At 44.9% G+C, this 14869-nt stretch carries 14 protein-coding genes; 9 read left to right on the top strand and 5 right to left on the bottom strand.

Translation table 11 applies throughout. From position 1 onward, the window contains the following. Position 1 precedes the first annotated feature (1 nt). The gene (locus tag AB4Z50_RS07415) at positions 2-871 is read left to right on the top strand and encodes an SDR family oxidoreductase (protein WP_441877528.1); all 870 of its coding nucleotides are present in this window, start codon (positions 2-4) and stop codon (positions 869-871) included. A gap of 8 nt (positions 872-879) precedes the next feature. Here AB4Z50_RS07415 and AB4Z50_RS07410 read toward each other — a convergent pair whose 3' ends face one another. Beyond that, positions 880-1764: an SDR family oxidoreductase gene (locus AB4Z50_RS07410; RefSeq protein WP_441877525.1), complete on the bottom strand. Its 885-nt coding sequence runs from the start codon at positions 1762-1764 to the stop codon at positions 880-882. Positions 1765-1892: 128 nt separating this feature from the next. On the opposite strand from AB4Z50_RS07410, the gene AB4Z50_RS07405 reads away from it, so the two are divergent. Then, entirely contained in the window at positions 1893-2849 is a 957-nt protein-coding gene (locus tag AB4Z50_RS07405) for a helix-turn-helix transcriptional regulator (protein WP_441877522.1), read from the top strand. 63 nt (positions 2850-2912) lie between these two features. Here the strand turns inward: AB4Z50_RS07405 and AB4Z50_RS07400 are convergent, their stop codons facing one another. Further along, entirely contained in the window at positions 2913-3725 is an 813-nt protein-coding gene (locus AB4Z50_RS07400; RefSeq protein WP_441877519.1) for an ABC transporter permease subunit, read from the bottom strand. Then, positions 3725-4612: an ABC transporter ATP-binding protein gene (locus AB4Z50_RS07395; protein ID WP_441877516.1), complete on the bottom strand. Its 888-nt coding sequence runs from the start codon at positions 4610-4612 to the stop codon at positions 3725-3727. Before AB4Z50_RS07395 ends, AB4Z50_RS07400 begins: the two co-directional genes overlap by 1 nt. A 156-nt stretch (positions 4613-4768) precedes the next feature. Here AB4Z50_RS07395 and AB4Z50_RS07390 point away from each other — a divergent pair, with 156 nt between their 5' ends. From AB4Z50_RS07390 to AB4Z50_RS07360, 7 genes are all read left to right on the top strand, one after another. Then, on the top strand, positions 4769-5374 hold the full coding sequence (locus AB4Z50_RS07390) for a TetR/AcrR family transcriptional regulator (RefSeq protein ID WP_441877513.1): 606 nt from the start codon (positions 4769-4771) through the stop codon (positions 5372-5374). 96 nt (positions 5375-5470) lie between these two features. Beyond that, a complete protein-coding gene (locus AB4Z50_RS07385; RefSeq protein WP_339207151.1) occupies positions 5471-6703 on the top strand; it encodes an aminopeptidase in 1233 nt (410 codons plus the stop codon). A 244-nt stretch (positions 6704-6947) separates the two neighbouring features. After that, positions 6948-8003, top strand: coding sequence for a fatty acid desaturase (locus AB4Z50_RS07380; RefSeq protein WP_441877510.1), 1056 nt, complete (start codon positions 6948-6950; stop codon positions 8001-8003). 155 nt (positions 8004-8158) lie between these two features. Beyond that, on the top strand, positions 8159-9277 hold the full coding sequence (locus AB4Z50_RS07375) for a sensor histidine kinase (RefSeq protein ID WP_441877507.1): 1119 nt from the start codon (positions 8159-8161) through the stop codon (positions 9275-9277). Between the two features lie 31 nt (positions 9278-9308). Further along, positions 9309-9908, top strand: a complete 600-nt coding sequence (locus AB4Z50_RS07370; protein ID WP_441877504.1) for a response regulator — start codon at positions 9309-9311, stop codon at positions 9906-9908. 138 nt (positions 9909-10046) lie between these two features. Continuing rightward, positions 10047-11489 (top strand): nicotinate phosphoribosyltransferase, encoded by a 1443-nt coding sequence (locus AB4Z50_RS07365; protein ID WP_441877501.1) that lies wholly within the window; start codon positions 10047-10049, stop codon positions 11487-11489. A 165-nt stretch (positions 11490-11654) separates the two neighbouring features. Further along, entirely contained in the window at positions 11655-12677 is a 1023-nt protein-coding gene (locus AB4Z50_RS07360) for an S-layer homology domain-containing protein (protein ID WP_441877498.1), read from the top strand. Between the two features lie 49 nt (positions 12678-12726). Here the strand turns inward: AB4Z50_RS07360 and AB4Z50_RS07355 are convergent, their stop codons facing one another. Together AB4Z50_RS07355 and AB4Z50_RS07350 are read right to left on the bottom strand one after the other, a co-directional pair. Further along, on the bottom strand, positions 12727-13605 hold the full coding sequence (locus tag AB4Z50_RS07355) for a tetratricopeptide repeat protein (protein WP_441877495.1): 879 nt from the start codon (positions 13603-13605) through the stop codon (positions 12727-12729). 27 nt (positions 13606-13632) lie between these two features. Next, entirely contained in the window at positions 13633-14598 is a 966-nt protein-coding gene (locus tag AB4Z50_RS07350) for an ATP-binding protein (protein ID WP_441877492.1), read from the bottom strand. Between the last annotated feature and the right edge of the window lie 271 nt (positions 14599-14869).

The raw sequence follows: 14869 nt of genomic DNA, 5'->3' as shown, positions 1-14869 counted from the left end.
CATGTCTAAATCGTCATCACAAAAAAATATTAACCCGCCGCAGCACCAAAACCGTCAACCGGGCATTGAATCCGAGATGAAGCCGCTGCCGATTTTTGAATCGGATTCATATAAAGCGGCAGGCAAGCTGAAAGGGAAGACAGCTATTATTACGGGTGGAGATAGCGGCATTGGCCGCGCGGTAGCCGTTGCTTTTGCCAAAGAGGGCGCGGATTTAGCGATCGTATATTTGAATGAGCATGGCGATGCAGAGAAGACGAAGGAAGTTGTAGAGAAAGCTGGCGTGAAATGTTTGCTTATTGCTGGCGACGTCGGCGAAGAGGATTTTTGCAAAAGTGTCATCGAGCAGACGATTAAGGAGTATGGCAAGCTGGATATTTTGGTGAATAACGCAGCAGAGCAGCATGTGCAGCAGAAGCTTGAGGATATTACGTCGGATCAGCTGGTGGCTACGTTCCGAACGAATGTGTTCAGCATGTTCTATTTGACGATCGTCGCTTTGCCGCACTTGAAGGCATCCAGCTCCATTATCAATACGGCATCTATAACGGCATACAAAGGCAATCCGACGTTAATTGATTACTCCGCTACAAAAGGAGCAATCGTTTCCTTTACGCGCGCATTGTCAGTAAATTTGGCTGAGCAAGGCATTCGTGTTAACGGTGTAGCTCCCGGACCGATCTGGACGCCGCTTATTCCAGCGACATTCGATGAGCAGTCCGTAGCCACTTTTGGCTCAGATACACCGATGAAACGACCAGGACAGCCGCATGAGTTAGCAGCTGCCTATGTCTACCTAGCTTGTGATGATTCCAGTTATATGTCAGGCCAGATGCTGCATATTAACGGCGGAGAAGTTGTAAACGGGTAAAGTAGGTATTACAAGAAACCATGCTGCTTCGCATAATTTCCCCAGTGCGGCTGTCTGCCATCGACGTCGGTTATGCCGAACTCATCAGACAGCTGCCAGCTCGGGAATACTTGTCCGGATCTTTCAAGCAAATCGCTGCTTGCTGCAAGAGCTGCGATTCCGCGTCCAACAAAATATGGCGTTTCCGATTGGCTGAAATGCTCGGCATCTGGCTTGCCGCCATGCACAGCATCAAGCCACGTTTCTTCCGTTACTTCAAAATGCTCAAGCATTTCCTCAGAACGAAGGAAGCCGGGGGTTACAGCAACAGCCGTTACTTCATGGGGCTTAAGGTCAGCTGCCATTGCTGCGGCAAGATGAATAGGCGAAATTTTGGCCAAGCTATAAAACAAGCTTCCGCGATAACGGTAATCGATTCCGTCCGTTACTTCAATAATTAGTCCCTTTCTCCGTTTCACCAGCAATGGAGCCCCATAATGACTCGTAATGAGATGAGCTTTTACGGCACGCTCTTGCATTAACAGGCCCTTGCTTAACGAATGCTCCCAAAACGGCTTTCCCCATTCCGTTAATTTTTCTCCTCCCCAAATGTTATTGACCAGCACATCCAGTTGTCCATTTTGCTCCTTATTGATTTGCTCGAACAAAGCCTGAACGTCCGCTTCAACTGTATGGTCCACTCTAACCGGGATGCCCACGCCTCCTCGTGCAGTGACCAATTCGGCTGTTTCTTCAATCGTTTCCGCTCTGTTCAAATCGGAGGCTTGGCCGCGAATGCTTCTTCCTGTGCAGTAAACGGTGGCTCCTGCTTCTCCAAGACTTACTGCAATACCGCGTCCAGCTCCTCGTGTAGCTCCAGCAACGACTGCGATTTTTCCCTCTAATGGTTTCATTGTATCTCTCCATTCCGATTTCTATGGTTTACTCTTTGTCAGTTTAGCAAACGATATACGACAACTACTGTCATATATTCATGCTACAATGAAAAAAACGGATTAGAGCAGCACAGGAGGCCTAGCATATGAGAGCGGGACGGTTAATTGCCATCCTATTATTGATGCAAAACAGCGGGAAATTGACGTCAAAAGAACTTGCGGAAAAGCTGGAGGTATCCGAGCGTACCATCATTCGTGATATGGAGTCGCTTAGTGAAGCGGGCATTCCGGTTTATGCGGAGAGGGGAGTGCACGGAGGATGGGTTTTATCCGAGGGGTATCGAACCAATCTAACGGGTATGCATGCGGATGAATTAGTGTCTGTTATCGTTGGCAGTCCATCTTCTTTGCTGAGCGATCTAGGAATTGCGAGTCATTATGAAGCGGCTGTTCAAAAAATACTGGCTGCCTCTCCTGCTGAAGTGAGCAAAGGGGCAGCTCTTATGAAGCAAAAGATTCATATTGATGGAGCGGGCTGGCATCAGATGGAAGAGTTAATGCCATTCTTGTCGATTGTGCAGGAAGCCGTTTGGGAAGAACGATTATTGCAGATTCGCTATCATCGCGAGGACGGTATCGCCGAGCGAATCGTCTCTCCGCTTGGACTCGTTGCTAAGCGCAACGTTTGGTATTTGATTGGCGAAGTGAACGGGGAGAAACGGACCTACCGAATCTCAAGATTATTGGATGCCCTTATGCTGGAGGAGCGTTTCGAACGCCCAGCAGACTTTGATCTGGCTCAGTACTGGGAACAGTCCATGGGTGAATTTAAGCAGAGACTGCCGCAATATCCAGCTGTTATTACCTTTCATGATACGGTGCTCTCTCGGCTATCCAAAGAACGATATGTGAAAATCGTAGAAAGCAGCCCTTCGCTGAAAACGAGTTGGTCATCGGCGCGAGTTGAATTTCAAGGATTGGAATCGGCGTGCGAAATTATTTTAAGTTATGGTTCACGAATAGAAGCGGTTGAGCCTGCAGAGCTGCGGCAAAAAGTGATGGCTGAGGCAATGGCCATCAACCGTCTATATATCGAATTGTAAAAAAAGAGGATGCCCGACGATGGGCTTCCTCTTTTTTGGCGTGTCACGATACTTATTAAGGCATTACAACGGCAGGTCTCGTTTGCTGAAAGTGAGGATACCCGCCATAAAGCCAGCAAGACCGATCAAGAAGAGTATGACCAAAGCGAGTACCGGGTCGCTGCTGCCGCTTGCGATTTCGCTTGGCCTATATAATGAAAAGAGGGAGAAATACTTTAACCAGTTTATATTCGCGCTTATTTTGCCGAGCATATCGAGTCCGAACATGCCGAATGTAATGACCCCTGAGATGCCTAGTGCTTTCTTTTCATCGCTAGAGAAGGCAGAGATGAAGAAGGAAATTCCCCCTACTGCAAAAAATAACATCCATGCAATCACATTCAATAAAATGAAGCGGGAACCGTCAAATTCGTATCGATCACCGATAAACAAGACATAGCCAATAAAACCTGCAGCTGTCGTAACGATCATAATCAGCAGCAGCCCAGCGATGAGCACACTCGCTTGCGTTGCGGCGATACGCTGTCGAGACGTCGGTGTGGACAGCAGATAAGCCATGGAGCCTTGATCCACCAGCCCTGCCATTAGGCCCGTCGACAGCATGATGCTGAAAATAGAGAGCAGGAGAGGCAAAATGAGTCCGTAATACTCTCCCGAGATGAAGGCTTCCATGCTGCCGAAGCCGGCTTGGACGCCGAAAGCATTCATAAGCCCTTCGGGCAGAGCCGACATAAGCTCGTTAAGTGCTCCTGTGTTTTGCGCGATGCCGGGATACAGCCAAAACATGAGCAAAATGTAGAAGGCCGAGCCGAAGGCGTAGTTGCTTATTCCTTTAAGATTGATCTTCATCATTTGTTTGAAAAGGGGAGCATTCATCAGACGAGCTCCTTCCGGTCATAATAGTGCATGAATACGTCCTCAAGATTTTGTGCGGTGATATCGAGGCTGCGAATAGGGTATTTGGCCGTCTCTCGAATCAGCTCGTTATAATTGCCCTGCACGGCGACTGTGACCCGTCTGCCATCGTGTGATTCGATAGGCACTGTGCCCGATAACACGAACAGATGAGCATCTGTGGCTTGCTCGAAAACAATCTCAACCAGCTTGCGCTGCATGGACTGAAGCTCATGTATGTTTTTGACGGTCATCACTTTCCCGTCCTTTATTATGGCGGCGCGGTCGCAGGTTCGCTCGATTTCGGTAAAGCTATGGGAAGACATCAGAAAGGTCGTTCCTTTCGCCTTCTCTTCGAGAACAAGCTCAATAAATGTCTGCTGCATGAGAGGATCGAGACCGGAGGTAGGTTCATCGAGAATGATTAATTCGGGATCATGCATGAATGCGGCGACAATTCCGACTTTTTGCTTCATGCCTTTGGACATCTTTCGAATCGGTGTGTTGACGTCAAATTGCAGCCGTTCGATTAGGCTCCGGCGCTTGGCTGAGCTGTCCACTCTCTGCATGGAAGATAGAAATTCAAGAAAAGCTTTTCCTGTCATTCCTTCGATAAAAGCGATTTCCCCTGGTAAATAGCCAACAAACTTCTGCACCGTTCCTTGTTTCGCCCAGGTATCGAGTCCCTTTATGGATACGCGTCCATGATCCGGCTTCATAAAACCCATAATGTGACGAATAGTCGTCGATTTGCCTGCACCATTAGGCCCCAAAAAACCGAACACTTCACCTTTGTTTACCGTGAATGACACATCTGTAATGCCACGGCCATTCCGAAAAAGCTTAGTCAGCCCCTCAACGATTAACATATACCGCTGCACCCCGCATTTGTAATTATGAAATTATTTTATTATTTGATTTCATTATTTATGATAATTTCGTTAGGATTAGAAGTCAATGGGTTATGAAATATAGATGTGCTATAATTTCATTAAATTAAAATAGACGTGATTGCAGGAGGCAGTATGAACGGTTTCGAGAGAAGGAAGGAATTAATCAAGGAGAAGATTAAGAAGACGGTGTTAGACATGCTCAAGACGTGGGAGCCAAAAAAAATACGAATCGCGGATATTGCAGCGGAAGCTGAAGTATCTCAAGTGACGATTTACAATTATTTCGGCAGTAAGGAAGCACTGCTTAGCGAGGTATTCAAACAATTTATTGATAAGAGCATTACCGATTTTGAAACATTCATTCAAGGTAATCACTCCTTAAAGGAGATCATTCAATATATCGTGTTTGTAGATAAGGAAGCTTATCGCGCCTTTACTCCTGAATTTTTCACACAGTTCCTGATTGATGACGAAACGAATCAATATATTGAAGAGCTTTATCGAACAAAGGGGATGCCGCTCGTCGTACAATTTGTAGAAGAAGGGAAAAGGAAGGGCGAGATCTCGAAAAAGGTATCGACTCCGACCATTATCGCTTATATCAATATGCTAAAAGCGCAATCCCACATGTTCCTAGATTTGGCGCAGCAAAGCGAACAAGTAGACGATTTTCTTGATGAGTTTATTCATCTCTTCTTTTATGGTATTTGCAGCTCTGGACCAGAGTCTAATTCGTAGGTCCATGTTATTTGACTATGGGCTTGTATATTCGATACAATTTAGGCTGCAGCATGTTTGTACATAGAGGTATGAATGAAGGGAGAATACGAGATCATGAGTGGATTTGAACATCATTTAGATACGTATGCAGAGTTGATTGTAAAAATTGGAGTGAACGTACAGCAGGGCCAAGAGGTATTCGTTACAGGAGCTGTCGATCAAGCAGCACTCGTTAGACTTGTAGCCGGCAAAGCCTATGAAGCAGGCGCGAGCAACGTCCATGTGGAATGGACTGACGATTCATTGTCCAGATTAAAATATGAGCAAGCAGCAGACGAAGTATTTGCGCGTTACCCCGAATGGGAAACGGCAAAACGCAACTCGTTTGTGGAACGTGGAGCAGCATTTATCTCCATCGTTTCATCAAGCCCAGATTTGCTGAAAGGCATCGATTCAGGACGTATTTCCAGCTTCCAGAAGGCATCAGGCCAAGGCTTGCAGGAGTTCCGCAGAGCTATTCAATCGGATAAGGTGAGCTGGACAGTCGTTGCGGCAGCGAGCAAGCAATGGGCAGCGAAAGTATTCCCGGATGCAGGGGAAGAGGAAGCGGCCCAAAAGCTGTGGACAGCTATTTTTGAATCGGTTCGTTTGCATGCTGAGAACCCTGTCAAAGCGTGGGAAGAGCATAATGCGAACCTGCACAGCAAGGGCGAGACGCTCAACCAGAACCGTTTTCACAAATTGCATTATACGGCTCCTGGCACGGATCTTACGATTGAATTGCCGGAGAAGCATATTTGGGTCGCTGCAGGCAGTACGAACATTAACAACATTCCTTTCATGGCGAATATGCCGACCGAGGAAGTGTTTACAGTTCCGCTAAAAACAGGCGCAAACGGTTATGTATCCAGCACGAAGCCGCTAAGCTATGGCGGCAACATTATCGATCGTTTCAAGCTGACGTTTGAAGCCGGACGTATTGTGAAGGTAGAGGCTGAAGAAGGCCAAGACATCCTGCAGAAGCTTGTAGACATTGACGATGGCGCGCATTACCTAGGCGAGGTTGCGCTCGTTCCGCATGAGTCACCGATTTCGCAGTCCAACATCTTGTTCTATAATACGTTGTTTGATGAGAATGCATCTAATCACCTGGCAATCGGCAGCGGTTATGCTTTCAATATCGAGGGCGGCAAGTCGATGTCACCAGAAGAGCTTGCTGAGAATGGCGTAAATGCCAGCATCACGCATAATGATTTTATGATCGGCTCAGCTGAAATGGATATCGATGGCATCACGAAGGATGGAAAGGTTGTCCCTATTTTCCGTAAAGGAAATTGGGCTATTTAATTAGGGTTAGCAAATAAAGAGCTATCTGGAAGAAGCGAATGCTTCTTTCGGGTAGCTTCTTTCTGTTTTATGGGTTCTTTTACATAAATAAGACAACTTCCCAGATGGCTATATGACAAATGTCATGCCAACGTATTGACGTTTATGACTACAATGACCTGACAGTTTTCTTTACAATAAAGTTAGAATACTGCGTTAGACGTCCGGGATACTCTCCAAGCGTCATATTGAGGAGGAAAATGCGATGACAGAGCTTAAACATGCTCACTTGAAAAAAGAAGTTGCCCCATTTGAGAAAACGGATTTAAAGTCGAGTATCAGACAGCTTATTAACACCTTAGTGCCACTCGTTCTGCTCTGGTATGCCTCTTACTATAGTCTTTCCATATCGTACTGGCTTACTGCTCCGTTGGTGGTGCTTACTTCTGGTTTCGTCATTCGTACCTTCATCATCTTTCATGACTGCTGTCACGGATCGTTTTTCAAAAGCAAAAAAGCAAACGATATCATAGGTACAATTACAGGCGTTATTACGCTTGTCCCTTATAGACAGTGGAAAAATTCACATTCTATCCATCATGCAACAAGCAGCAACCTCGATAAACGGGGCGTTGGCGATTTGTGGATTTTAACGGTGGAAGAATACGCAGCAGCGCCGCTTATGCGCCGGTTTGCCTATCGTATGTATCGTCATCCGCTAGTTATGTTTGGACTTGGTCCAATCGGTGTTTTCCTTATTCAATACCGCTTTAATGTTAAAGGTGCTAGACGCAAGGAACGGATGAACACTTATTTAACAAATGCTTTGATCGTAGGCTCTTACGCGCTTCTTATCTGGGCAATCGGTTGGCAAGCATTCCTGCTTGTACAAGGTCCTGTGTTTTTTGTATCGGGTCTGCTCGGCATATGGTTGTTTTATGTACAGCATCAATTTGAGGATTCTTATTTTGAGAATGAAGACGAGTGGAGTTATGTGAAAGCTGCCGTTGACGGAAGCTCTTACTACAAGCTGCCTAAAGTGCTGCAATGGATTACAGGCAACATCGGCTTCCACCACGTTCATCATTTGAGCCCAAAGGTTCCGAACTATAACTTGGAAAAAGCGCATAATGCAACGCCGCCGCTTCACAAAGCGACGACGATTACGATCAGCGAAAGCTTAGAATCGCTCCAGTTTCGTCTTTGGGATGAATCAGACAAAAAATTTGTCAGCTTCAAAGGGATCAAGCATCGTCTTCGTAAAGCAAAAGCATCATCTGAGAAAATAAAAGCGACACAAGCAAGCTTGAAATTTAAATAACTCCATTTAAACATACACCAGAAGCCACGCCCTTACAGGCTGGCTTCTAGTGCATATAGCATCAAGGAAAATAAATACTTGAAATGTTGTATATGCTAAAATGATTATAAAATAATCATAACCATCGTATGGCATGGGATAAAGGATGGACGACCATGAACAAGTGGTATCAGATTTTTCAGAAAAACACAGGTCTAAGCCCATATGTGTGGGTCGTCTTCTGTATTTTGCCTTTTTATTTTATTTTTCGTTCGTCTTCCCCTTATGAAGCCGTATCCGGTATCATCATGATTATTTTGTTTTTTATTTGTTACCGGCTATCGTTTGTGTCTAAGGGCTGGCTAGTGTATTTCTGGACGAGTGTGCAAATTATTATATCGATTGCGATGACCTTATTGTTCAGTTATGTTTATTTTTCGATATTTCTAGCTTTTTTTATCGGACATATTCAGAATCGAGCTGGATTTTTTACTCTGTATACGATTCATATTGTCAGTACGTTCGTAACGGTCAATTACGGATTTGCTACACAGAACACGTTGTTTTTTACACAGTTTCCGTTCATACTCATCAGTCTCATCGTCGTTATTCTGCTTCCCTTCAACACGTACAACAAAAACAAGCAGGGGCAGCTCGAAGGGCAGCTTGAGGACGCGAATAAGCGGATATCGGAACTTGTAAAGCTTGAGGAGAGGCAGCGAATCGCACGTGATTTGCATGATACGCTGGGACAGAAGCTGTCGCTAATCGGTTTGAAGAGTGACCTCGCCGGCAAGCTGATGGTCAAGAACCCAGCGCAAGCCCAAGCGGAAATCAATGATGTTCGTCAGACCGCGAGAACCGCGCTTAAAGAAGTGCGGGAAATGGTTACGCAGATGCGCGGGACGAGAATTGAGGATGAAATGTTTCGGGTAAAGCAGATTTTGAAGGCAGCCGAAATTGAATTCGAGCTCGTGGGAGAATTGAAGCTTGGTACTGCGAATTTGCTCACTGAAAATGTTCTCAGCATGTGTTTGAAGGAAGCGGTAACGAATGTTGTCAAGCACAGCGGAGCAACGACGTGCACCGTAACAATTCAATCATCGCGTACAGAACTGTCACTGAAGGTGCAGGACAATGGTGTAGGAATTCCTGAGGAAGCTAGAAACTACGGAGGCCATGGTCTTCAAGGCATGAAGGAGCGTCTTGAGTTCGTGAACGGAAGCCTAGATATCATTTCGAATGATGGTGCGACGCTCATTATTAAGGTGCCAAACGTTATTAAACAAATGTAATGATAAGCTGAAAAGGGAATTGAGGGATAATATGATCAGAATCGTCATTGCCGAGGATCAGCGTATGCTGCTGGGCGCCCTCGCTTCCTTGCTTGACTTGGAAGAGGATATGAAGGTCGTCGGAAGAGCAAGCAATGGAGAAGATGCCATAAGTCTTGTGCATGAGCATAAGCCTGATATTTGCATTATGGATATTGAAATGCCGGCCAAGACAGGGCTTGATGCTGCTGAGGAGCTGAAGGGCCAGGGCTGCAAAGTCATTATTTTGACGACATTTGCAAGATCCGGTTACTTTGAGCGTGCTCTCAAAGCGGGAGTTAGCGGCTATTTGCTTAAGGACAGCCCAAGCGAGGAGCTTGCCAATTCGATTCGCAGCGTGATGGCTGGACGACGGATCTTCGCATCGGAGCTTGTAGATGAGGCATACGGACAAGAAAATCCGTTAACAGAGCGCGAGAAGGAAGTGCTTGTGCTCGTAGCAGATGGGAAAAACACGAAGGAAATTGCAAGCGAGCTGTTTATTACGACGGGTACCGTTCGCAACTATATATCTGTCATTCTTGATAAGCTTGACGTCAGCAACCGCATCGAGGCGATTACTCGGTTTAAAGAAAAGGGCTGGTTCAAATAATGTACCAGTACAAGAGCACCGAAGTGAAAATATGATGCGTTATTGAGCGGAGTTATTCGATCTCAACGGCGCTTTTTTTGTTTTCAAGAGTTAAAGGAACGGGTATTGGAGAGAGTACTAGGGAAGGGAGTTAATGGGATGAGTTATACAAATTTGACACTTCATACAGATAAGTACCAAATAAATATGATGTACGCGCATTGGCTGCAAGGAAGCAAAGATGAGAGGGTCGTATTCGAGGCGTATTTCCGCAAGCTTCCCTTTAATAACGGCTTTGCTGTATTCGCAGGTTTGGAGAGAATTGTGAAATACATTCAATCGCTTCATTTCGGAGAAGAGGAAATTACATATTTGCGTACGCAAGAAGAGAACTACAAAGAGGAGTTTCTTGATGAGCTGCGCAGCTTCCGGTTTACAGGCAATATTTATTCGGTAGAGGAAGGAACGCTCGTTTTTGCGAATGAACCATTGTTCTGCGTTGAGGCACGCGTATTTGAAGCACAGCTCATAGAAACGGCTATCCTCAATATGATGAACTATCAGACGTTGATCGCGACGAAGGCTGCTCGAATTAAGCAGGTTGCTCCAGATGACGTATTGCTTGAGTTCGGAACGAGGCGTGCGCAAGAGGCAGATGCAGCGGTTTGGGGAGCAAGAGCTACTTATATTGCGGGCTTCCATGCGACGTCTAATATGAGGGCTGGCATGCTGTTTGGCATTCCTGCCAAAGGCACGCATGCTCATTCTTGGGTGCAGGGGCATGATACGGAGGAGGAAGCATTTCGAGCTTATGCGGAATCGCTGCCTGACTATGTAACTCTGCTGGTAGATACGTACAACACGCTCAAAAGCGGAGTTCCCAACGCGATTAAGATCGCCCATATGCTAGAGAGCCAGGGTAAACGAATGAATGCGATCCGCCTTGATAGCGGCGATTTGGCGTATTTATCACAAATGGCGCGGAAAATGCTCGATGAAGCTGGCCTGCCTTATGTGAATATCGTTGCCTCCAGTGACTTGGACGAAGCTATTATTTCTAACCTAAAGTCGCAAGGCGCAAAGATTGATGTATGGGGTATCGGTACGAAGCTGATTACCGCAGCGGATCAGCCTTCACTCGGCGGTGTGTACAAGCTTGTCGCGCGTGAGAAAAACGGGAGCTATGAGCCGGTTATAAAAATTTCAGCTAATCCAGAGAAGATATCCACACCGGGGTTCAAGCAGCTTTACCGTATCATTAACACATCAACTGGAAAAGCAGAAGCGGATTATATTACGCTGAGGGATGAGCAGCATGTAAACAGGGGAGAGCGAATTAAACTGTTTGACCCGGTTCATTCTTATATCCATAAATTTATTACTCATTATGAGGCGATAACATTATTAAAGCCGATTTTTACAGATGGCGAATTAGTATATAATATGCCGAGCTTAGATCAAATTCGAAGCTATCATAAGGGACAATTTGAACTATTTTGGCCGCAATATTTGCGTAAGCTCAATGCGGAAGCGTACCGCGTTAATTTAAGTGAAGCGACGTGGGAGCTAAAGCGGGAATTGATACAGAAGCACCAACAATAGCAACAGTATGAATAAAGGACATTTGCCGCACTGAAAGTGCACAAATGTCTTTTGCTATTTATTGTATAGGTTTTATAAGCAGCGGTTTTGTCGAAAATGAAGGGAAATCCACTGGTATTGTTGAATTAATAGCAGATACATTTCATTAAACATGGAGGTACTGGTATGAAAAGAAGGGAAAAAGCTGTTTTGATATGGCTGACAATCTGCTTAATGACGTTTTCATTCGTAATGCCAGCTGCTGCAGCTGAGATTTCGAAGGATAAGTATACATATTCGATTTCGAAGAAATCAGGCGAAGTGAAAGAGACGTTAACGTTCAACGATCTAGGAGATGTATATAAGGATGTTACAATTACTTCGATACTCGTTCCAGAAAAAGCAGTTCTGAGCTATACAGCAAAGGTTGATACTAGCGTTGTTGTATTTGGTTATAGCTTGGTAAATGGTGTTTTGGTCTCGAGTCCAGTACCTTGGACGATAAACGGCAAGAAGGAGCTCGTTAATGCTTTACCCGCTAATACGACGGGAACAGTAACCTTTGATTATGGCGTTCCCTACTATGAATTGTTCATCTTAGATGAGGCAACAGGCGACAGGGCAAGCTACTTCTTTAAGATTGACACGAGCGCAGCAGTAGGCGATCAACCTGATGCTTGGGCAAAGATAGAGGTAGATGAAGCGATATCAGCCGGGCTTATTCCAGCGGAGCTGCAAAACAACTACAAGAAGCTAATCACACGTGCAGATTTTGCGAAAATTATTATTAGACTGCTTGAAGTGGAGAAAAGCCAGACGATTGATGAGATTTTAGCAGAAAAACAAGTTGTCCTGAGCGATAATCCATTTACGGATACGAAGGTTAAAGAAGTAGTAGCTGCTTATTTGATGGGTATTGTCAAAGGTAAAGGAAATGGTAAGTTTGATCCAAGCGGAAGCATCACGAGGCAAGAAGCAGCGGTCATGCTTACGAACACAGCTAAGGTGCTTGGTTATAAGGTTCCAGCTGACGCTTCAGTATTTGCAGACAACAGCATCATAGCAAGCTGGGCTAAGCCGAGCGTTGATTTTGTGTCGATGCATGATGTCATGAAAGGCATTGGAAACAATAAATTCAGCCCAAAAGGCACGTATACGCGTCAACAAGCTTATATAACGATTATGCGGCTGGATATAGTGCTTAAATAATATAGGCATGGCATCGAGTTGAGAAAAAAAGAAGGTGAGCACAAGCTGCTCACCTTCTTCGTTTCCAGCCAAACACTTTTACATGCACGAGCAGCCTTGTAATCCAGTGCGTCGCGACATAAAGAATAATAAATAATATAACGAGCGGCTTAAAGACAATCCAAATCACAATCCAAATGAGAAGAACCTGCCAGGGCTTTAGCTTTTTCAAGAGATTTCCCGGCAAAAGCATGATCCGATAAAATTTATAATTTTTTTGCAGTCCTTCGAGAAACTCCTGACGAATTTGTTTGTCTTCAGGATCTAATCTAATCGCGTTCTTGAGCATGAGCAGATAATCATCGTAATCGTTCCGTCTTTCTGCTGACCATGCCAAATATAAGTAAACCATATCAGACTCAACATCAAGCCGCAAAGCTTGATTAGCCAGCATTTTTGATTCGGCAAAATGATTCAACAACGCTTCGTTATAGCTTAAGTTAGCGAGATACAATGAATTTTCAGGAGAGATTTCAAGTCCTTTCAATAGCAAATCCCGGGCTTCTTCATACCTTCTCGTTTTATTGTATATGTTAGCCAGCAAGAAATAATAATGTGGTTCATAAGGATCAATTCGCTGTCCTTCGGCAATCGATTCCAAAGCTGCTTTCCAATTTTCCATCGAATAAAAAGCATTGCTGCGAACAAACCAGGCTAATTCATTTTCCGGGTCGCGTTGAAGCGATTGTTCGGTCCAGTGAAGGGCTTGATCCAGATTATCCATGTATAGACTAACTTGCCCGAACAGTGCATAGGCATAGGGGTCCTCTGGAGTATCCTGAATTAGCGCAAGCGCCTCAACAGAAGCTTCCTTAAACTTTTTCCAACCCATGAGCTGTTGTATTCGCTCGTATCGTTTACTGGTCATTTCCTCTTCTATTTCCATCATAACTATGTCTACCTCGCTATATCGGATTTATTTCAAACCGCTTTGTTTCATATAATCGAGAACGATTTGATAGTCCTGATTAATATCGCTGAACGTAGCATAGTTTTTGGCTGTGGCAAACCAATCGAGAGTGGTCGCCTTTCGATTTTTCGCAGCTTTTTTCAAATCGTCCTGCGATATGGGCTGAATTTCTCCAATATCGAGTGTACGCTCCAGTGCGCTCTCAACGGCATCCTTCACGATTTGCTCCAGATCCGCTCCTGAGAAATGTTTGGTCTCCTTCGAGATTTTATTTAAATCAAGCGAGGAAAGCGGCTTTCCAGCTAGCTTTAGCTGCAGGATGGTTGTACGCTCCGATTCTTCAGGCGGCGGTACAAAAATCATATGGTTAAACCTTCCTGGTCTGCGCAGTGCGGAATCAAGGTACCAAGGCGTATTCGTCGCTCCGATGACAAATACTTGATCATTGAACGTACGAAGTCCATCGAGCTCCATTAGAAGCTGATTGACAAGTATGCGGTCATGATGCTGACGCATCTGATTGCGGCTGCCGCCCATCGCGTCAAGCTCATCAATAAAGATGACGCACGGTTTATTTTCCCGAGCCTTCTCAAAAATGTCATGCAAATTGTTTTCGCTTTGACCGACGTACATGCCTAGAATAGCTTGCAGCTCAATATGCATGAAATTAGCATCTATTTCTCCAGCAACCGCTCGTGCAAGAAAGGTTTTGCCGCAGCCTGGAGGCCCGTAGAGCAGAAGGCTGCCGCCCGCTTCCTTGCCATAGGCTGCAAACAGCTCAGGCTGCTTCAATGGCAATATGAAATTCATGCGTATTTTTTTCTTAACATCCTCAAGCCCGCCTACGTCCGCAAAGGTTTCATCAGGCTTTTCGGATTCAACTAAATCTTTACCGTTATTATCAAATCGAAGCACCTTCAGCTTACTGCGGCGTCGATCAGCAAGATCATCACGGTCGTTATGGTCGGACATGGTCATCATCCTTTTTAAAACAAATTTGCTACTAGTGTACCAAATTTTGAGAGTTTACAGTGTGTTTTTATATAGAAATGTAATAGAGTAGGATTTCTCTTGTGAATTTTATGGATTCAACTTCCAATACATCTCAACTGGACAATGTTGTTGGGAATAGCTCTAGAAATTAGCCCTATTTCCGCCAAGCAGAGCAAATTCGCAAAAATAGAACTAAAAACTAGTCTAATTTTCATTACTTGTCCTCCAATATGCTTCAAATGCACGAAGT

It is taken from the genome of Paenibacillus sp. 2TAB26, from assembly GCF_052115145.1.
In the GTDB taxonomy this organism is placed as follows: Bacteria; Bacillota; Bacilli; order Paenibacillales; family Paenibacillaceae; genus Pristimantibacillus.
The sequence above is the reverse complement of the archived record's forward strand: the minus strand, read 5'-3'. Positions and strand labels throughout refer to the sequence as shown.

Bases quoted from the DNA above. Each gene is read 5' to 3' on its own strand.
- AB4Z50_RS07360 (WP_441877498.1), top strand. From the start codon at position 11,655: ATGAAAAGAAGGGAAAAAGCTGTTTTGATATGGCTGACAATCTGCTTA.
- AB4Z50_RS07385 (WP_339207151.1), top strand. From the start codon at position 5,471: ATGAGTGGATTTGAACATCATTTAGATACGTATGCAGAGTTGATTGTA.
- AB4Z50_RS07415 (WP_441877528.1), top strand. From the start codon at position 2: ATGTCTAAATCGTCATCACAAAAAAATATTAACCCGCCGCAGCACCAA.
- AB4Z50_RS07405 (WP_441877522.1), top strand. From the start codon at position 1,893: ATGAGAGCGGGACGGTTAATTGCCATCCTATTATTGATGCAAAACAGC.
- AB4Z50_RS07370 (WP_441877504.1), top strand. From the start codon at position 9,309: ATGATCAGAATCGTCATTGCCGAGGATCAGCGTATGCTGCTGGGCGCC.
- AB4Z50_RS07380 (WP_441877510.1), top strand. From the start codon at position 6,948: ATGACAGAGCTTAAACATGCTCACTTGAAAAAAGAAGTTGCCCCATTT.
- AB4Z50_RS07400 (WP_441877519.1), bottom strand. From the start codon at position 3,725: ATGAATGCTCCCCTTTTCAAACAAATGATGAAGATCAATCTTAAAGGA.
- AB4Z50_RS07395 (WP_441877516.1), bottom strand. From the start codon at position 4,612: ATGTTAATCGTTGAGGGGCTGACTAAGCTTTTTCGGAATGGCCGTGGC.
- AB4Z50_RS07410 (WP_441877525.1), bottom strand. From the start codon at position 1,764: ATGAAACCATTAGAGGGAAAAATCGCAGTCGTTGCTGGAGCTACACGA.
- AB4Z50_RS07355 (WP_441877495.1), bottom strand. From the start codon at position 13,605: ATGATGGAAATAGAAGAGGAAATGACCAGTAAACGATACGAGCGAATA.
- AB4Z50_RS07390 (WP_441877513.1), top strand. From the start codon at position 4,769: ATGAACGGTTTCGAGAGAAGGAAGGAATTAATCAAGGAGAAGATTAAG.
- AB4Z50_RS07375 (WP_441877507.1), top strand. From the start codon at position 8,159: ATGAACAAGTGGTATCAGATTTTTCAGAAAAACACAGGTCTAAGCCCA.
- AB4Z50_RS07365 (WP_441877501.1), top strand. From the start codon at position 10,047: ATGAGTTATACAAATTTGACACTTCATACAGATAAGTACCAAATAAAT.
- AB4Z50_RS07350 (WP_441877492.1), bottom strand. From the start codon at position 14,598: ATGTCCGACCATAACGACCGTGATGATCTTGCTGATCGACGCCGCAGT.